At 39.7% G+C, this 18,588-nt stretch carries 18 protein-coding genes; 16 read left to right on the forward strand and 2 right to left on the reverse strand.

Annotation, left to right across the window (positions count from 1 at the left end; translation table 11 throughout):
* Nucleotides 1-115 precede the first annotated feature (115 nt).
* The 11 genes from ACJROX_RS10705 (at nucleotide 116) to cysC (ending at nucleotide 11,400) form a co-directional block, all read left to right on the forward strand.
* Nucleotides 116-892 (forward strand): sulfotransferase domain-containing protein, encoded by a 777-nt coding sequence (locus ACJROX_RS10705; RefSeq protein WP_408010747.1) that lies wholly within the window; start codon nucleotides 116-118, stop codon nucleotides 890-892.
* A gap of 118 nt (nucleotides 893-1,010) precedes the next feature.
* Nucleotides 1,011-2,093, forward strand: a complete 1,083-nt coding sequence (wecB, locus tag ACJROX_RS10710) for a non-hydrolyzing UDP-N-acetylglucosamine 2-epimerase (protein ID WP_408010748.1) — start codon at nucleotides 1,011-1,013, stop codon at nucleotides 2,091-2,093.
* A 3-nt stretch (nucleotides 2,094-2,096) separates the two neighbouring features.
* Complete coding sequence (locus ACJROX_RS10715; RefSeq protein WP_408010749.1) at nucleotides 2,097-3,083, forward strand: polysaccharide biosynthesis protein; 987 nt, start codon at nucleotides 2,097-2,099, stop codon at nucleotides 3,081-3,083.
* Nucleotides 3,080-3,898, forward strand: coding sequence for a dTDP-4-dehydrorhamnose reductase family protein (locus ACJROX_RS10720; RefSeq protein WP_408010750.1), 819 nt, complete (start codon nucleotides 3,080-3,082; stop codon nucleotides 3,896-3,898). The genes ACJROX_RS10715 and ACJROX_RS10720 overlap by 4 nt, the downstream gene beginning before the upstream one ends.
* Nucleotide 3,899: 1 nt before the next feature.
* A complete protein-coding gene (locus ACJROX_RS10725) occupies nucleotides 3,900-4,799 on the forward strand; it encodes an NAD-dependent epimerase/dehydratase family protein (protein ID WP_408010751.1) in 900 nt (299 codons plus the stop codon).
* A gap of 42 nt (nucleotides 4,800-4,841) precedes the next feature.
* The gene (locus ACJROX_RS10730; protein WP_408011630.1) at nucleotides 4,842-5,591 is read left to right on the forward strand and encodes a glycosyltransferase family 2 protein; all 750 of its coding nucleotides are present in this window, start codon (nucleotides 4,842-4,844) and stop codon (nucleotides 5,589-5,591) included.
* Between the two features lie 9 nt (nucleotides 5,592-5,600).
* A complete protein-coding gene (locus ACJROX_RS10735) occupies nucleotides 5,601-6,809 on the forward strand; it encodes a glycosyltransferase family 2 protein (protein ID WP_408010752.1) in 1,209 nt (402 codons plus the stop codon).
* Between the two features lie 24 nt (nucleotides 6,810-6,833).
* Nucleotides 6,834-7,868, forward strand: a complete 1,035-nt coding sequence (locus ACJROX_RS10740; RefSeq protein WP_408010753.1) for a glycosyltransferase family 4 protein — start codon at nucleotides 6,834-6,836, stop codon at nucleotides 7,866-7,868.
* 4 nt (nucleotides 7,869-7,872) lie between these two features.
* A complete protein-coding gene (gene sat / locus ACJROX_RS10745; protein WP_408010754.1) occupies nucleotides 7,873-9,012 on the forward strand; it encodes a sulfate adenylyltransferase in 1,140 nt (379 codons plus the stop codon).
* A gap of 5 nt (nucleotides 9,013-9,017) precedes the next feature.
* A complete protein-coding gene (locus tag ACJROX_RS10750) occupies nucleotides 9,018-10,787 on the forward strand; it encodes an SLC13 family permease (protein WP_408010755.1) in 1,770 nt (589 codons plus the stop codon).
* 13 nt (nucleotides 10,788-10,800) lie between these two features.
* On the forward strand, nucleotides 10,801-11,400 hold the full coding sequence (cysC, locus tag ACJROX_RS10755) for an adenylyl-sulfate kinase (RefSeq protein WP_408010756.1): 600 nt from the start codon (nucleotides 10,801-10,803) through the stop codon (nucleotides 11,398-11,400).
* A 250-nt stretch (nucleotides 11,401-11,650) separates the two neighbouring features.
* Here the strand turns inward: cysC and ACJROX_RS10760 are convergent, their stop codons facing one another.
* Nucleotides 11,651-12,439, reverse strand: a complete 789-nt coding sequence (locus ACJROX_RS10760) for a hypothetical protein (protein ID WP_408010757.1) — start codon at nucleotides 12,437-12,439, stop codon at nucleotides 11,651-11,653.
* A 107-nt stretch (nucleotides 12,440-12,546) separates the two neighbouring features.
* Between ACJROX_RS10760 and ACJROX_RS10765 the strand changes: the two genes are divergently transcribed.
* Nucleotides 12,547-13,749, forward strand: coding sequence for a hypothetical protein (locus ACJROX_RS10765; RefSeq protein ID WP_408010758.1), 1,203 nt, complete (start codon nucleotides 12,547-12,549; stop codon nucleotides 13,747-13,749).
* 122 nt (nucleotides 13,750-13,871) lie between these two features.
* Here ACJROX_RS10765 and ACJROX_RS10770 read toward each other — a convergent pair whose 3' ends face one another.
* Nucleotides 13,872-15,158, reverse strand: coding sequence for a UDP-glucose dehydrogenase family protein (locus ACJROX_RS10770; protein WP_408010759.1), 1,287 nt, complete (start codon nucleotides 15,156-15,158; stop codon nucleotides 13,872-13,874).
* 286 nt (nucleotides 15,159-15,444) lie between these two features.
* Between ACJROX_RS10770 and ACJROX_RS10775 the strand changes: the two genes are divergently transcribed.
* The 4 genes from ACJROX_RS10775 to ACJROX_RS10790 all read left to right on the forward strand — a co-directional run bounded on the left by ACJROX_RS10775 (nucleotide 15,445) and on the right by ACJROX_RS10790 (nucleotide 18,585).
* The gene (locus tag ACJROX_RS10775) at nucleotides 15,445-16,332 is read left to right on the forward strand and encodes a hypothetical protein (RefSeq protein ID WP_408010760.1); all 888 of its coding nucleotides are present in this window, start codon (nucleotides 15,445-15,447) and stop codon (nucleotides 16,330-16,332) included.
* A 115-nt stretch (nucleotides 16,333-16,447) separates the two neighbouring features.
* Nucleotides 16,448-16,627, forward strand: coding sequence for a hypothetical protein (locus ACJROX_RS10780; protein ID WP_408010761.1), 180 nt, complete (start codon nucleotides 16,448-16,450; stop codon nucleotides 16,625-16,627).
* 219 nt (nucleotides 16,628-16,846) lie between these two features.
* Nucleotides 16,847-17,749, forward strand: coding sequence for an MBL fold metallo-hydrolase (locus ACJROX_RS10785; RefSeq protein WP_408010762.1), 903 nt, complete (start codon nucleotides 16,847-16,849; stop codon nucleotides 17,747-17,749).
* A gap of 149 nt (nucleotides 17,750-17,898) precedes the next feature.
* Nucleotides 17,899-18,585: a DUF421 domain-containing protein gene (locus tag ACJROX_RS10790; protein WP_408011631.1), complete on the forward strand. Its 687-nt coding sequence runs from the start codon at nucleotides 17,899-17,901 to the stop codon at nucleotides 18,583-18,585.
* The last annotated feature ends 3 nt before the right edge of the window (nucleotides 18,586-18,588 follow it).

Below are 18,588 nucleotides of genomic sequence, written 5' to 3' on the forward strand. Positions count from 1 at the left end.
TCTAAAAAGTGGATTATGGGAAGTTGTCCAATCATCTATTACTTTTGCCGCATATGATGTAAAAAATTTTCATGAATAAAAAAAGAAAGTAAGAAAGAAAGGAGAAAGATTGGGCATGACTGAGTCACAAGGGTTGCAGCCATTTATACTGAATTCCATCCCTAAAAGTGGAACCCATTTGTTAAAACAGATTTTACTTGGCATACCAGAAATGAAACATCACCCAGATAAAGGAATGTTCGGACATATCCATTATCAGACACCCTTACAGCTTAATAGGATGAAAGATCTATCAAAACATGAATTTGTCAATGGCCATTTATTTTACAGCAAAGATTGGGAGACGTTTTTCAACAAATTAAATATGAAACAAATCTTCGTCTACCGGGATCCACGAGATGTCATCGTTTCCTATGCATATTTCATCCCGACACTCAAAATTCATCCCCTTTATGACACCTTCCATCAAGAAGGATTTACACATCGCGACAGGGTTAAATTCTTAATTGAAGGTGGCCAGCCGACGGATCCAAGGAGAGCTTATCAACCTAATGTATTCGAGTGGTACAAAAGCTTTTCAGATTGGATAGGTAAAAAACACGTCCACTCTGTAAGGTTCGAGGATTTAACTTCATCGAAAACAAAAAGAGTACAGGAAGTCCATAAAATCGTTAGATTCTTATGGGGGGAGGAACCTGTTCCTTTAACAAGACAGAAGATGGTTGGTAAAATGATTAACAATATTAATCCTCAGACCTCTCCAACATTTCGGAAGGGGAAAATTGGAGGGTGGAAAAACGAACTGGATGATGAACTTCGAACGTTATTCAAGGAAATCGCTGGACAATTATTAATTGATCTGAACTATGAAAAAAATAAAAACTGGCGATAATCGATCAGTCTACCCAATTATATTTATTTTACCAATTCTAGGGTCATGTCTATGCTCGTCTCATGGATGCCTCATAGGTTAATAGAAGAAAGCCTGAGGATAATGAAAGGGGTTTGGTATGAAAGTCTTGACGATTCTGGGTACACGACCAGAGATCATACGTTTAAGTCTGATTTTGAAAAAATTAGATCAATGGGCTGATCAACATACATTGGTCCATACTGGTCAGAATTTTGTTTATAACCTAAGTGAAATATTCTTTAAAGAACTGGATTTGCGGATGCCTGATTACATTTTACAAACTAAGCAACAGTCATTAGGGAGTCAATTAGCATCCATGTTTGAACGAATTGAAGAAATCCTGTTACGGGAAAAACCTGATAAAGTTCTCGTTCTAGGTGATACAAATAGTGCACTGAGTGCGGTGCTTGCTGAACGCATGAGTATCCCTGTCATCCATATGGAAGCTGGTAACAGATGCTTCGATTTAGCTGTCCCAGAGGAGAAAAACAGGAAAGTGATCGATGCAATTTCCACCTATAATCTCCCTTATACACCGAATAGCAGGGATAACTTACTACGTGAAGGGATTCCGAGCAATCGGATCATGTTGTTTGGAAATCCAATCTATGAAGTGCTTAAACATTACGAAAAAACAATTGATAACAGCAATATCCTCAATAAATTGAATCTTAAGCCACAGGAGTATTTTCTTGTGACAACCCATCGTGCAGAAAATGTAGATAATCCTGGCCATCTGATTGAAATTTTCGAAGGACTTAACTCAATCGCTGAAACCTACAATAAACCTATCATATGCAGTATCCATCCCCGTACGAGATCTAAGTTAGAAAACCAAACACAGTTGACCCACCATCCGAACATACGATTCTTTGATCCTTTTGGTTTTTTCGATTTTGTCCAGCTTGAGAAACAAGCTCTGTGCGTATTGACTGACAGCGGGACAGTACAGGAGGAATGTTGCATCTTCAAAGTTCCTACCGTCACGATCCGAAACAGTACCGAACGTCCAGAAACCGTCGATTGTGGAAGTAATGTCGTGTCTGGATTGAACAGGAAGGGCATATTGGGTGCAGTAACCATCATGATAAACAAAGATTCGGATTGGGAATGTCCAATTGGTTATCTTGAAAAGCAAGTCTCACATAAAGTAGTTCAATTCTTATTAGGAGGTCGCTGACTATTGAGAAATAAAACGATTTTGATTACTGGAGGAACAGGTTCGTGGGGACATGAACTTGTCAAACAGCTGCTTGAAAAAAATCCGAAAGAAATCCGGATATTTTCACGTAACGAGGCAAGTCAAGTCCACATGCAACATGAATTTGAATATAATCCGAAGTTGAATTTCATCATCGGGGATATTCGTGAATACCAAGGATTGGCAAAAGCTTCAGAAGGGGTGGATTATATTTACCATCTGGCTGCATTGAAACATGTGCCGATTTGTGAACATCAACCTTATGAGGCGCTCAAAACGAATGTGTTAGGAACACAACATGTCATTGAGGCCGCTATCCAAAACAATGTCGAGAAAGTCATTTACATCTCGACAGATAAAGCTGCAAATCCTTCCAACTTTTATGGAATGACGAAAGCAATCGGTGAAAAACTTATCATTTATGCGAATGTGCTCAGCCCATCAACCAGATTTGTCTGTGTAAGAGGGGGTAACGTACTCGGGACGAATGGAAGTGTCATCCATGTCTTCAAGCGTCAGATCCAGCAGAAAGGTGAAATCGGGATAACTGACAAGCGGATGACCAGGTTCTTTCTGACCTTACACGATGCCATTAAGCTTTTATTCAAAGCTACTGACGAAAGCAAGGGTGGAGAGATTTTCGTAATGAAGATGCCTACATGCAGTATCATCGATTTAGCTGAAGTATTGATAGAGGCATCAGGTAAAGAAGGAGTCACTATCAAAGAGTCTGGCATTCGTCCAGGTGAAAAATTGCATGAAATCCTTCTTTCTGAATATGAAAGCAACACAACAGTCTATTTTGACGAAGAATATTTTGTCATCCTTCCGACCATCGATCTTAAAGAGCTGAAAGAGCATTACCAAAGCTACAAAAAGATTGATCTGCACAGTTATAGCTCACATGAGATGCTGATGTCCAAAGCCGAAATCAAAGAGATGCTGCTCAAAGGTGGGTTTCTGTCATGAGGGTGCTTGTCTTGGGAGGATATGGGATGGCGGGTCATATGATCGTCAAATATTTTACCAGTTTGAAAGAATATGACCTTTACTATACCCATCGGAATCCGAAAGCCTCTGAGGGAATATACCTGGATGTCCGAAATACGGCAGAACTTCAAGGTGTCATTCGAAATGTGAAGCCTGATATTGTCATCAATTGTGTAGGTATCCTGAATGAAAGTGCAGCAAAACACACTAGGGATGCCATAATGGTGAACAGCCTATTACCGCATATTCTTAAAGATGAATTGTCTACAATCGGATCCAAGTTAATCCACATAAGTACGGATTGTGTTTTCATCGGTCAAAAGGGCAACTATACTGAAACGGATCTCCCGGACAGTACAAGTATATACGGCAGATCCAAGGCATTAGGAGAGGTGTCGGAGGAGCCGCATCTTACGATCAGGACGTCGATCATCGGACCGGAATTGAAAGATGGAATCGGTTTATTCAATTGGTTCATGAAGCAAACAGGAGAGATCAATGGATTCATTAATGTCTTTTGGAATGGCGTCACTACCCTTGAATTGGCTAAAGCGGTGCATGCTCTCATCATCCAGAATGTATCAGGGCTTTATCACCTCACCGCTAAAGAACCCCTTTCCAAATATTCACTACTTACGAAGATCCAGGCAATTTTCGAGAAGGATGATGTGAGCATAAAGCCATACGAAAAGATGATTTGCGATCGTACGCTTTTGAATACAAGAGAAGATGTCGAGTACGAGACTCCCTCTTATGATGCAATGCTGAGGGAATTAAGAGAATGGATGGACTGAAATGCCAGTCTCTAAAAAGAGGATCCTGATAACTGGAGCTTCCGGTTTTACTGGGGTACACGCTGTAAGACTAGCTAATCAGTCGGAATTAAAGGTCATCTGCACCAGCAGGAGCACTCAACCTTCTTCACCCATACCCTTTAAGCAGTGTGATTTGACCGACTATGCTCAGATTGAAAGGATCATTAAGATCGCAAAACCACATTATATCCTCCATCTTGCAGGGTTCAATAATGCTCGCCGCTCTTGGGAAACACCGCATTCTTGTTTAGAGAATAACATATTTGGAACACTTAATCTTCTAGAAGCTGCCCGGCTGCATATTCCGAAGTCTAAAATATTGATCATTGGTTCCGCTCTACAATATTCTTTATGCTCTGGGGAAAAACCACCTCATCCCTATAGTTTCAGTAAAACCCTCCAGACACTCCTGTCGAAAGAGTGGAAGCATTTTTACGATATGAACATTGCTGTTGCAAAGCCATCCAATCTTATCGGACCCGGACATTCCCAAGGTATTTGCTCTAAAGTGGCAAAAGAGATCGTTATCGCCGAAAAAAATAATGGACCTGTCCGTGTCCATCTTAACAATAGTCTATCGGAATGTGATTTTGTAGATGTCCGGGATGCAGTCAAGGCATATCTATTGATCCTGATGAGTGAAAGTGAATTTGATCATTTTGATATCGGTTCAGGACAGAGCAGGACGCTGGAGAACTTGATGGACAATTTCCAGATATTGACCACACAACCTATCCGAATCACTAAGGATCATTCCCTTGCAACCCACCCGGTCGACTTGGATTTACAGCCGGTAAGATCACTTGGATGGAAGCGGGAATATAAACTCCAATCAACTTTGAACGATATTCTTTCTTTCTATAAGTCTATTGTCCAATAACATTCATTACAGATTGAAATGAGGAAAACCACCTTGGAAAATATGCCGAAAATAAGTATCATCATACCTTTTTATAATTGTCCGTATGTCGATCAAGCGATCAAAAGTGCCCTTAGGCAGACCTATCGAAATAGGGAAGTGATCCTGGTAGATGATGGCTCGACACAACATACATCATTGATCAATCCATTTTTGAATCAAATATTATATATAAAAAAAGAAAATGGCGGAACAGCTAGTGCATTGAATACCGGAATCCAATCTTCCACCGGAGAATTGATCGCATGGTTGAGCTCAGATGATATATTTCTAAGGGAGAAGCTGACTAAGCAGGTTAAGTTCATGCGGGAGACGAAGGCGGATATGGTGTATACCAATTTCAACCTGATCGATGAGCATAGTGTCGTTTTCAAAAAGGATGTTGGGTTGATTCTCACGAGTAAGCTTGATTTATTCAAGCAGCTCCAAAAAAGCTGCCCGGTTAATGGAAGTACGGTATTGGTAAAGAAAGATATTTTCTCGTCGATCGGTTGGTTTGATGATACGTTGAAGTATACACAGGATTACGATATGTGGATAAGGATGGCGGCTAAGTACGAACTGAAAGTCCTGGATGAATCCTTACTCAATTATCGCATCCATGACAATATGGGTTCGAAAAGGTTCGTGGAAGGGCAGTGGAAAGAAATTAAGACAGTACAAGAAAAATATAAAGGGATGCTGGCCAGACTTATTCATTGTGAGGAGTCTGGAATAGATAAGGATTGTTCCCGAGACGAGAATCTGGAGTGAAATTTTGAAATGAAAAACAGGAGAGAAAAAAAGATTGGAAATGATATTGAAATCAGTATCATCATCCCGACGTACAATAAATACCCCCAAAACCTGCTGACCCTATATTCTATTGAAAACCAACAATTCGATCTATCCAAAGTGGAAGTCATCATGATTGATGATGGATCTACAGATCAGACTAGAACCTTGATAGAGCATACATTTCCTTTTCACTTCAAGTTATTACGGAGGGGTCATAACATTGGCAGACCAGCAGCAAGAAATCTAGGAATAAAGAATGCAAATGGTAAAATCCTCATTTTCCTGGACGCTGAGATTATCGTTCAGCCCGATTTTCTATCCATCCACCATCACTATCATAATAAACATTCGCATATGGTCGTTACAGGAGTCATGACAATCAGGAAATTATATTCTATTTTGTATCCTGGATTTTCCAAAATCCAATTACAAGAATGCAGAGGAATCATCCAAGCTTTACCAGAGTTGAAGGCGAAAGTTGACGTTTTTGAAAAGAAACCTCAAAAATTCCTGTTGTTAAACAAGCAACATATCTTTTCGGAGGAATACAAAAGATTATCCACGATTACACCTTATGAGAAATTTTATAACCGCGTGATCATCGCGAATTACGGTTATGAATTAAAAGGTTATCGAATTCCATGGCAAATGTTCGGAACAGGTCACGTGTCGGTTTCTAAAGATGCGATTGAGCAAGCAGGACTATTTTTAGAATACCCAGGATATGGATGGGATGATTGTGAAATGGGCTACCGTCTTTATAAAAACGGAGCTGTATTCACCAGTGATGAACGTCTAGTCAGCTACCATCAGGAACACCCGATAGCCAAAACGATACGGGACGAATCAAAAGAAAATTATTTCAGATTCCAGGAAACCTACAAAGAGGTGGACCAAATGATCATCAGCCTCACGTTTTTACCTGAACCATTCAATCTGCATAAAACGAATCAAATCTTAATCAATTATCATGATTTTTGCAAACAATATCCTGGTTCCTATAAATCTATCAAACAATGTTTCCATGGGATGTTAAGTGAAATAGGCAGGCTTAGGAGCCGGAATGAACCGATTACCAATCTCTCTAAACAAAAAATTGACAAAAATGCCCTCTCCAATGAAAAACGGCAATTAAGGACACTTTGCCAATATCAACGTTTTCTAGAGTGCTTTGAACGGCTTGAAAATTTATAAAAATGAAGAAAGGTGGTGGTATATTTGAAGATAACGTTTACAGCGATCACCCTTTGTAAGGGAGGAGCACAAAGAATGCTAGTGGAGCTTGCAAATGGTCTTTCCCAAAAAGGGTATGACGTGGTAGTCGTAATGCCGCCTCAAGGGGTTATCGAATATCCGTTACATGTAAGTGTGATCCGGACGAAGGGACCGAACATTACTGCAAATGATATACCGGTCAGTAACATCATCGTTTCTAATTTTTATACATTGACGCCCATATGCGAGCAAGCCAGTCGTGCTGGCAGAGGGACACATGTAAGGATCAGTCTTTGCTATGAACCTGTGTTCCTGCCTGATCATGAAGCTTCTTTTAAGAGCTATCATAGTAGTAAAAACCTAGTCGTCCTTTCCAATTGGCAGCAGCAACTTATTAAATTGAATCATGGTATCGAAGGGTCGATTGTACCTGTAGGTGTAAGTAGAAACTTTTATAATTTAGGTAAAAGACGCTCAAAAAAACGGTTGGAAGTAAGCGGGATTGTAAGAATGCAAGAGGGTGGATATTCATGGCATAGGGAACAGGAATATCTAATTGAAACTTTTACAGCATTAAAGAAGAAATACCCGCGAGTAACCTTCAATTTAATTTCTCCCCCAAATGAAGTCATAGTTTCCCAGGCCCTCCACTCATACCATTCGAACCGTTTATTCCAATCATTAAGGCCTCGTGACGATGTCCAGCTTAACAAATTCCTGAATAAGACAGATATCTTTGTGAGCTCTTCAACTTATGATACAGCTTCACTACCTGGACTTGAAGCGATGAAATGCGGAGCTGCATTAGCAACCGTCTATTCAGGTGGAAACACGGATTATTGCCGTCATGGAGAAAACTGTTTATTATCTTATCGCCATGAAAATAAGTTGTTTGAACACATTTCTACTCTCATAGAGAACGCCGAGCTTTGTCAAAAGCTTGCCAGCGAGGGAGAAAAAGAAGCCTCAAAATGGACCTGGGATCGAAGTGTAAACCTTTTCGAGCTGGCCATAAAAAGATTCATGAACAGGAGGTAACAACATGACAAGTGTTCCACATGGTGGGAGACTCATCAATAGATTCGACTTTACCAGTACGGAAGAATTCAGAAACTTGAAGATAATTGATCTCACGAAGGGTCAATTGAATGACCTGGACTGTATTGCATCGGGTGTATACAGTCCTTTAGAAGGTTTCATGACGAAGGACGATTATGAAAATGTACTGGAATACATGCGGTTGAGAACAGGGGAAATCTGGCCGATCCCGATCACCCTTCCGATTGCCGAAACACGTATCCCTGAATTGAAGGACGAAAAGCGGGTCTTACTTGTGTATGACAGTGATGTTTACGGGGTTCTAGAGGTTGATGAAATCTATCATGTCGATCTAAAACGGGAGGCGGAACTCGTCTATGGCACAGTGGATCCGGACCATCCAGGGGTGGAAAAACTATATAAACGATCGTCTGTCAATATCGGCGGCCAAATAACGATGTTCCAAAGGATCCCAGCCTCATTTCCAAACCATACCTATACTCCGGAAGAAACAAGGCATCTTTTCCAACAAAAAGGCTGGAAGACGATCGTCGGCTTCCAAACACGGAATCCGATCCATAGAGCACATGAGTATATTCAAAAAACAGCATTGGAGCATGTGGATGGTTTGTTTCTCCATCCTCTCGTAGGTGAGACGAAATCAGACGATGTGCCGGCAGAAGTTCGGATGAAGTGCTATGAGGTGCTATTGGCGAATTATTATCCGGAAGATCGATTTCTCCTTGGTGTGTTCTCCAGCTCTATGCGGTATGCAGGCCCGAGAGAGGCTGTTTTCCATGCAATCGTTCGGAAGAACTTTGGATGTACCCATTTCATTGTCGGAAGGGATCATGCAGGTGTAGGGGATTATTATGGAACATATGACGCTCAACGATTAATAGATCGGTTCAACCAAGATGATTTAGGTATCATCCCAGTTTGCCTTGAGCATAGCTTCTATTGTAAAAAGTGTGATCAAATGACCTCATCGAAGACATGCCCGCATGACGTAGAACATCATATCCATCTATCTGGTACGAAGGTACGGAAAATGTTGCAAGAGGGCAAGGTTCCTCCGCTACATTTCAGCAGAAAAGAAGTCGTTGATATCTTGATTGAATATTATCAGAAATTGAAGGACTGACATGATTGATCATTTCAGATATATGGATCACATACATTATCATCGGCTTAATGTTCCTATTCCTGTTGACAAACTTATATAGTGCAGAAGTTATCGTCCTCAGTGCTGTTTTGATTTTGGTGTGGAGCGGCGTTCTCTCTCTTTCTGAGGCATTTGGGGGGTTCATAAATGAAGGGGTACTTACGATTGCTTCATTATTCATCATTATGAATTCGATTCAGAAGCATCCTTCCTTTTCTAATATAACAAGAATAGTATTTGGAGATAAACAGACACTGAGAAGCGGAATGTCGCGTATGATGTTCGTGACAGGTGGGTTATCAAGTTTCATGAACAATACACCTCTTGTCGTACTCTTTACACCAATTGTGAAAAAATGGGCGGAAAAGCAATCGATCTTCCCATCGAAGCTATTGATCCCACTTTCTTATGCTTCCATCATCGGTGGGATGTGTACCCTGATAGGGACATCGACAAACCTGGTCCTCCATACATTATTACAACGAGAAGGTTATAAGGGGTTTTCTTTATTCGAATTAGCTTATGTCGGTGTTCCTTTCTTTATTATCGCACTCTTATATATGCTGTTTTTTGGATATAGGCTGCTTCCAAAGCACGACACGAATTATTTACAGACAATAAGAAGTCCAAAGTTCATCGTCGAAGTTCAAGTTAATGAACGATTTTCTGGAATCGGTAAAACGCTTGAGGACGCAGGCTTACGTCATCTGAAAAAATGCTATGTAATGGCTATTTTAAGGCAAGGAGACTGGATTTTCCCTGTATCTCCTACACAGAAAGTCAATATTGGTGATCACTTGTTGTTTGTAGGAGATGAGAGTTGTTCTGAAGAAATCGAACAAATCATTGGGTTGACAATTGAACATTCACGATATGATTTTACTGATCATCATAATGATTTTAAATTAGTTGAAGCAACCGTACCACAGTATTCATCTTATGTATCAGAAAGGATCAGTGAAATCAAATTTCGTACCAGATACGGGGGTGTAGTGGTCGCCGTATATCGTAAGGGAAGACGGATCAACGAAAAGATCGGTTCCATACGTCTGAGAGCTGGCGATATGTTGGTGATCCTTACGACCAGTGATTCCGTGAAAAACGATCGTTCTTCAAAAAACTTACTTGTTTTAGATGTATATCCAACCGACAAAAATGGGACATTCAGAGATTGGATTCCTGTTTGCTTATTTGGATTGATGCTTCTGATGGTCACTTTTGGCATTATGCAAATAGCCCATGCGGCGATCACGACTGCCATCATTTTGATCCTTTTGAAAGTGACTACCTTTGATGAAGCGATGGATTCGATCAAATGGGACATTCTCTTTATCATTGGAGGGGCGTTTGGTATTGCCACAGCCATGACGAAAACAGGGGCTGCAGATTACATGGTCAATCTTGTTTTCTTAAACTTGGAATACATGACTCCGTTTCTTCTGTTGATAGGTGTTTATCTTGTGACCAATATATTGACTGAAATCATCACCAATAATGCTGCCGCAGTGATCATGTTCCCGATTGTCCTTTCTTTTGTTAACGAGTTGTCCTTGAATCCACATCCGTTTGCTGTGGTCCTTGCAATTGCTGCATCTGCCAGCTTTTCAACTCCAATAGGCTACCAGACGAATTTACTTGTATACAGTTCAGGGCAATATCGATTCACTGATTTTGTCAAAGTTGGTATACCGCTTAATATCATAGGCTTCATAATAACGATGATCATCGTTCCGATCGTATGGCCATTAAGTTAGGGAGGTGCAAAGAATGTCTTCGAATTTATTTTGGCATCAACAGGATGTACCTAAGAAGGCGAGGCAATTGCTGCACGGCCATAAAAGCTTCATCATTTGGTTCACAGGATTGTCAGGGTCTGGGAAGTCTACCATTGCAAACCGCCTGGATCGTACATTATACCGTCACAATATTTCCACTTATATACTTGATGGAGATAATATTAGGATGGGCCTTAACAAAGACCTCAGTTTCAATGAGAAAGACAGGGAAGAAAATATCCGTAGAGTTGGAGAAGTAGCACGGTTATTCGTTGATGCTGGGGTCATTCTCCTGGCAACCTTTGTATCTCCATTTCGGAAAGACAGGGATTTGGTCAGAAACTTAGTCAATAAAGATGAGTTCATCGAAGTTTACGTGAAATGTAATTTAGATACTTTGAAAGCCCGCGACCCAAAAGGGCTTTATAAAAAAGCTTTAAAGGGAGAAATAAAAAATTTCACAGGCATCTCGGATCCATATGAACATCCTGAAAATCCAGAAATAATTGTTGATACTACAATGATGTCTCCTAACGTGTGTGTAAAACAAATCATGAACTATTTATTCAAAAATGGATATTTGAAAAAATAAATAATAAAAACCAACTTCCTTTTGATAGGTGTTGGTTTTTAATGGTGATCATCGATTTGGTTTCCATGTTACTTTTCCACAAGATTTACAACCCGATGTTTTTTTGGTTTTTGTAAAAAGATGGGCATTATTTTCCTTAATTCTTTTCTTCTTCACATAATTAAATAGCTCGATAACATCCTCTTTTTTCAAGTCACTCACCCCGATAATCTGATAATGCATCTTATTCGTACAAGGAAGGGAAGGTGTTCTAATTTTTGAAAAATGGATTAATACCGTTTTTTTTCTTCCCATCAGCTTTTTGTTTAAATGGATTGATGGTTGTTGATGATGTTTTCGGTTTTTCTTTAAAAGGATTAATCTGTGTGGAAGGAACACTATTCTTCCCTTTGAAAGGGTTAATCGGTTCTCTGGATTGTAGTTCATTTAAATTACTCGATGTCGGAATTTCCGGCCAGTAATGTTTAAGCTGATAAGATGATAAAAATGGATTGATCGGTACCAGGATATTTCTCAAAAGCTTTTCATAGGTTTTTGAAGGAACGTCCTGCAGAATGTCAGTAGTTTCATTAGATTGTAAAATCAAATATGCCAGCCATTCAGTGATATCCATACAATTGACAGGGTTCCAATAAATTTTCGCTTCAGTAGAGATGTTTGGTTCGAATCGCTTGTAAATCATATCTGAAACCGATTGGTATGGTTTATTGGCAGTTTCGAATTTATACACTTTGTTATTGGATTCTATTTTTATAGTAAGCTCAGGTTCCGTTTCCTTAAATATTGACAGTGTCAGATCCGCATGGCATGGATGTGTTTTTAAGATGGCTTGTGTATGTTCTAGCGAGCGGTCCAATCGGTTAAGTTCCTTTCTATTCAATCCTATGATACGAATTGTATGGTCTGATAATCTACCAATCAATTCATTCTTTGTATCATCCCAGCTTAATCCCCAGAAAACAGCTATTTGTTTGAGTACTAGAAAATCCTCCAGTGGGAGTTTACATACTTCTTTTCTATTAAATGAAACGCTGTACACAGCATTCCCTCCTTTAAAAATAGGCATTAATCTTTGTGTCATTGGTTATCGTATTCCCATAGTATGTATTGAATCTTCAGTTCATGATGAAGAAAGGAAGGGAAACTATGAGTAAGAAAAAACACGACATACCTAAAGCTGCCAACAGCTTGCAGGATGAGTGTATTCGCGTACAGAAAGTGTACGACTGGGTAACCGATGCACTTACCGTCAAAAAGACGGTATTGTTCACTCAAGAACAGCTCAGAGAGATAGAAGAAGCGATGGATGACCCTAGTCGCCGCCCCTTGCGTCTCGTCTGTGAACCGCCGAAACAACCTCCATTATTCCCTCTTAGCGATGGAAATGAAAATCACGACCACGACGACCACGACCACAAACACGAACATGATTTAGGTTTCATTTGTGAACAAGTGGGGGAAAAGCGTGATGTAACGATTTCTACGAACGGTGGTTTCATTGATGCACAATTAGTGGAGCTTTTAATAAGTACTGATGTCAAGGTGCTTGTTGTAGATAGACATGGCTGTGTGGTGACGAAAGCCCTTGTCAATGCTTCAGTGTTTGAATCTTTTGTACTTTGCTTTCCTGATGGAACAGACCTTTTCTGTAAAGTATCAAAGATCTTCTGCCGAATTCCGACTGGGACGGTACTTCTTAACACTCCAGCGTCAGACCGTTTTGATTTAGAGATTACATTCTGTCTCGATATCCAAGTAGAAGCAGAAGTCAAGCTTGAAGTCTTAGCGAAATTCTGTTCACCAAGAGACAATGACCTTATAGCAGAAGAAGATGTAATCGATGACCGATGTCCTAAGGTACAATTTCCAGAACAATGTCCAGGTATCTTCCCGAGACCGAATTGTGATTGTACTGCAGAAGGTGAAGCGAGTGGGGAGACTGGACCTGAGGCGACAGAGCATGGTCGTTTATCCGTACTAGTGAATATCTGCCCTGACTGCAGTCTGGTTGACAGTGAATTGAAGGCTAGTTTCAGGGATTCTGATACCGACGATGGTTCACAAAGCTTCAACTTTATTGCAAAAACATTCGATCAAGAGACATTATGCTGCGAAGAAACAAAAGAAGGTTTGAAACTGATCGTCAGCGGTACAGGTAAAGTTGATGGAAGAACAGTTGATTTCAACTTTGCAGTCGTTGATAGTGACTCGGATACGTTGTTCCAGCTCCAATTGATCAACCATAAAGGCAAAATCATCTTTGATTCAGATGTAGTTTGTGCTGATGAAGGCGAAATCGAAGTAGAGGATTGTGTAACGTTCGACGATCTCAAATTTAAAAAAGTATAAAAAATGGAGCGAGTGACCTCGCTCCATTTTTTTATGCTTTGGAAAAGTATCATGTATATAAATATTAAAAGGCGGGAAATCCGCCTATTTGTTTTGACCCTTTCAGAATAAAAATCCCTGATCTAATGTCTGCCTAATGCTAAATACTTCAAACCAGCCGAGCGTAAGGCTGAAGGGTTCAAACAATTTCGTGCATCTAATATGGTCGCCCCGCACATCTGTTCCTTTACCTTTTTCCAATCTGCATCAATGAAATCCTTCCAATCTGTTGCTATGATGAGCACGTCTGAACCTTTTACAGACTCATACTGATTTTTTGAAAATGCTGTATGTTTTGAAGTGTTGGTTGCAGCAGGATCATAAGCTGTCAATACAGCCCCTTTTTCATACAATTTATCGATTAAGCGGTATGAAGGAGAATCTCTTGTATCATCTGTATTTGGCTTGAAAGCAAGTCCCCAAATCGAAATTTTACGATCTTTCAGATTACCTATATTTTTTTCAAGCATGTCAATATAATTATCCACTTGAGAATTATTCACCCGTTCGACAGCATGCAATAAACTTGGAACAACCCCTTTTTCAATTGCAGAATGGCTTAGAGACTGAATATCCTTTGGTAAACAATACCCTCCATAACCTAAACCAGCATTCAAGAAATGGGGACCGATCCTTGGATCACAACCGATTGCTTCAGCTACGATCGAGACATCACCTCTATACGCTTCACAAATTCTCTGTATTTCATTGATAAATGAAATTTTTGTTGCAAGAAATGCATTGGATGCATACTTGATGATTTCGGCAGTGATTGGTGTGGTGAAGAAGTATTGGGAAGGAAGGCAAGCATACATTTTACGTATCAATTCAAGATCTATGGGATCTGTGCCTCCAACCACTATCTTATCGGGATGTAATAGATCATATAGTGCTGAGCCTTCTCGTAAAAATTCCGGGTTGGATATCACCGAGAAACTCTCGCTGTCTCTTCCAGATTGGATTAATCTGTTTTGGACATATTCATTTGTTCCAGGTGGAACGGTACTTTTGATCACGATCGGCTGAACTTGGTGGTCAGGTTTTGTTGATGCAATCCTTTCTATAACCCGTTCGATATATTTCAAATCGGTTTGTCCTGTTTCGTTTGATGGAGTCCCTACTGCTATGATGATGACCTCGCTTTTTTGCATGTATTCGTCAATACTGGTTGAAAAGTTAAGTGTGCCACACTCAATTTGTCTTTGAAGCATTGATTCCAGGCCGTCTTCGTGAATTATACAGATCCCATTATTGAGCGACTCGATTTTTTTACTGTCTATATCTAAACCGGTAACATCATGCCCCAAATGGGAGAGGGCCGTGGCTGTTGTCAATCCTACATACCCACACCCTACAACACAAATGTTCAATTTATATCACCTCATGGTTTAACTACAATCATCTTATATTTTATTTGCTTCGTATGCTTTAGGTGAGGAAGGCAGAAGTGATTTTTGAGGTGACCAAGCCTTATTTTCAGTTCAACTCATGCTTTTACTTAAAGATGGATAAGCTGTTATATGAATCTTAAGCAGGGGCAAGCATTCAGCAATCAAGGATGGCTCAGGGTCAGATTCTTAAATTTTAGGTTCTTGTAAAGTCTCAGACTTGATATACATAAGATAGATGTAAATGCCCTGTCAGGAGGGAGTCGTAATGAATTCTCAAAAAGAACTAAGCTATGATCGCTTAGCTTCCAGAACGAAATTTTATCAGGAAAAATCATTAGAATTGGAAAAGAAACTATTGTTTGCTGAAGACAAGATAGACCAGCTTGAACAACAATTGAAAGAAGCGTTGGAAAACGATGATTTGGAACGCCAACTGGAAACTAAAGAAAATAAAGTAAACCAATTACAGAGTGAATTGGATCAATTAAAGATTGAGGTCTCTCAGTCTAATCTCCAGGCTATGGAAAAGAAAGTTCAAGGATTCGAAGAGTTGTTAGAAGCGATTGAGAAAGAATTGAATGAAAAGGAAAAACAAATCGAAAGCTACAAATCGAAAATCAAAAGTTTAGAAAAACGAGTGAAGGTACAGAAATATACACCCGAAGAGGTCGAGACCGAAACAGAAGAAAAGGAACAAGCAGATTATCAGCTATCTTCCTATTTCAATTATAGTGTGATTTGTAAAAATGATGAATCCTATGTGATTCATGGAAGTTTCCACATGACCAATACCGGAGAGAAACCATTAGAGAATCCGCTAGTATGTTTCAGATTCCAGCCTGCCGATTATACGAATTTGAAAGGAAAAATCAGTTCCTTGGAACAAAGCAATATTAATCCAGAAGCGCAAGAAAGCATCCAATGGGTTTATTTGGATAATGAGTGGGCTAAAGAAGCCAAATCCAGAGGGGAAATCTGGATTGCATCAATGTATGATTTCCAAATACCTGTCAATCATACCATTTCCTTGACTGACTTTCAGATTCCGATCCAAAAGCAATTCGAGGACAGTGTGGCAGTCGAAGCGTTCGTCTATTTTCAAAAAGAAGATTACAGGGCGAGAGCTATGAATCAAATTTCGATAAATTTCTGAAAGCTCTACCCATAAAACACTCTTAACCACGAAAATTTTGAATATTACAAAATCTTAAAAGGTTTCAGTGAACGAATGACCGGGTAATAAATTTAAGAATAAGTTTTCCGGAGTGATGGAAAGAAAAAGTAAAGCAGGTGAAAAGATGGGTTATGTACCACCTTACGTTCCAGATCAAAAACTGATTTACGGAAGCCGTACTGAATCTTCTTATACCACTACAAAATTACAGTTGTATCCAGTTGAGCGGATATCGTTTAAAAATGTGACCGATAAAAGCAAGGATTACTCCTAACAATTCCAGCATATCAGTGATCCCCATCGATCTTTTCAAAAAATCTTTTCTGAGTTAACAGGAAAAGGGCAAAATATAAACGAAGTAATATAGGAAATGGACTTGACTCATACTGAGTCATTTCTCATTTCCTATTTTATTTCTAAAAGCAATTTTCTAAAAGAACTCTATATTAACGTTTGACAACTCCTTTATTAAAAAAGATTGGTGCGATGGACAATGAAACTATGTCAAATTGATCACAGATGCTATTATTTTCAAGGCCCTGTCAATGTCGGTTATATCAATGAAGGCGATTTTGGAGTCCTGATTGATACTGGAATCGATAAACAAGTGATGAAACATATTATCAGGCAATTGGACGAAAAGTCGCTGCCAATCACCCATTTGTTTATAACACACGCTCATGCAGACCATTATGGTGGGGCAAAATTTCTCCAGACTAAAAAAAACATACTGACCTTGGCACCACAAATTGAAGAAACAATACTACGGAACCCTGTGTTGGAACCGATGTATCTCATGCAAGGGAATCGCCCGTTAGATGAGATGCGTAACAAATTTTTGGAGGCACCGCCTATTGAAATTGATCATATCGTTTCAGAGGGATTAATGTACTTCGGCTCTATTGAAGTTGAACTGATTGCATTACCGGGGCATAGTGTCAATCAACTCGGCGTCAGAGCTGGAAACATCCTGTACGCAGCAGATGGTTATTTTGGGGCTGATCAACTGGATAAACACCGGATTCCATTTATCATTGATGCGGATGCTACGTTGGCTACTATTGAAAAACTTTTATCACTGAACAATGTAGGGATGGTTCCAGGCCATGGTATATATGAAGCAAACCCTGCTCAAACCCTGATTCGGAATTATGACCATCACGTATCAATCGTTGCGACTATGTATGAAACCCTTCAAGAATATGAAGATGGGTGCAGTTTTGAGGTATTCATGAAAGATATGTGTGAAAAGTGGGAGGTAACATTACCATCATTATCGATATGGTCACTATACCGGACCGCCCTTTATGCCTATATCATCAAAGGTATTGAAGATAAACGGATAACCTATGAAATCAAGGATTATTCTCCATGTTTCATGTTACTAGAAGAATAATCCGTTCATAAAAAACAGTTCCGAGTCCTGTTGGCAATTCAGCCGGCAGGCTTTTTCATTTTGGTCATCCAGGAGCGTTTAACCCCTAATGAATACGTACATACTAAGAAAACATGCAATGAGGGGGGAAGGAACATATGGAAGGACATATGCATATTTTATCCACTACAACGGAACTAATAGTAGGTTTTATTGCTCTATTTCTTATGACAAAAATATTGGGAAAAGTATCCCTCGCTCAAATTACGATTTTCGATTTCATTTCAGCTGTCGTTCTCGGTGAACTAGTTGGGAATGCGATTTATGATGATGAAGTAAATGCCGGCTCCATTCTTTTTGCTATAGGGTTGTGGGGTTCTTTGATCTTTATCATGGAATTTTTCACTCAAAAGTTCCGTGGGTCAAGGAAACTTCTAGAAGGAAGTCCATCTATCGTCATAAGAGATGGTCATTGTGATAAAAAAGAAATGAAAAAAAACAAAATGGATGTGAATCAGCTGCAAAATTTACTGCGGCAAAAAGGTGTATTCTCTATCAGAGAGGTAGCCTTTGCCATAATCGAAACAGATGGCTCTGTCAGTGTCATGAAAAAACCGGAATACGAAAACCCGACGCTTTCGGATATGGGGCTGCCGCAAAAGCCCGTTTATCTGCCATTTACATTCATTAATGATGGAAAAGTCGACTGGGAGAACCTGAAGAAGGCAGGATTTGACGAAGCATGGTTGAAGAAGACCCTTCAAAAACATCACATTGACCATTATGAAGAAGTATTCCATCTAGAATGGAAACAAGATGAAGGTGTCCACATCAGTAAAATGCCTGCTGAGAGTTAAGAA

This window comes from Pseudalkalibacillus sp. A8 (assembly GCF_045920555.1).
In the GTDB taxonomy this organism is placed as follows: domain Bacteria; phylum Bacillota; class Bacilli; order Bacillales; family Fictibacillaceae; genus Pseudalkalibacillus.

Excerpts from the sequence above, each read along its gene's own strand:
- sat (WP_408010754.1), top strand. The coding sequence starts at position 7,873 with ATGACAAGTGTTCCACATGGTGGGAGACTCATCAATAGATTCGACTTT.
- wecB (WP_408010748.1), top strand. The coding sequence starts at position 1,011 with ATGAAAGTCTTGACGATTCTGGGTACACGACCAGAGATCATACGTTTA.
- ACJROX_RS10725 (WP_408010751.1), top strand. The coding sequence starts at position 3,900 with ATGCCAGTCTCTAAAAAGAGGATCCTGATAACTGGAGCTTCCGGTTTT.
- ACJROX_RS10730 (WP_408011630.1), top strand. The coding sequence starts at position 4,842 with ATGCCGAAAATAAGTATCATCATACCTTTTTATAATTGTCCGTATGTC.
- ACJROX_RS10735 (WP_408010752.1), top strand. The coding sequence starts at position 5,601 with ATGAAAAACAGGAGAGAAAAAAAGATTGGAAATGATATTGAAATCAGT.
- ACJROX_RS10785 (WP_408010762.1), top strand. The coding sequence starts at position 16,847 with ATGAAACTATGTCAAATTGATCACAGATGCTATTATTTTCAAGGCCCT.
- ACJROX_RS10765 (WP_408010758.1), top strand. The coding sequence starts at position 12,547 with ATGAGTAAGAAAAAACACGACATACCTAAAGCTGCCAACAGCTTGCAG.
- ACJROX_RS10780 (WP_408010761.1), top strand. The coding sequence starts at position 16,448 with ATGGAAAGAAAAAGTAAAGCAGGTGAAAAGATGGGTTATGTACCACCT.
- ACJROX_RS10790 (WP_408011631.1), top strand. The coding sequence starts at position 17,899 with ATGCATATTTTATCCACTACAACGGAACTAATAGTAGGTTTTATTGCT.
- ACJROX_RS10705 (WP_408010747.1), top strand. The coding sequence starts at position 116 with ATGACTGAGTCACAAGGGTTGCAGCCATTTATACTGAATTCCATCCCT.
- ACJROX_RS10720 (WP_408010750.1), top strand. The coding sequence starts at position 3,080 with ATGAGGGTGCTTGTCTTGGGAGGATATGGGATGGCGGGTCATATGATC.
- ACJROX_RS10775 (WP_408010760.1), top strand. The coding sequence starts at position 15,445 with ATGAATTCTCAAAAAGAACTAAGCTATGATCGCTTAGCTTCCAGAACG.
- cysC (WP_408010756.1), top strand. The coding sequence starts at position 10,801 with ATGTCTTCGAATTTATTTTGGCATCAACAGGATGTACCTAAGAAGGCG.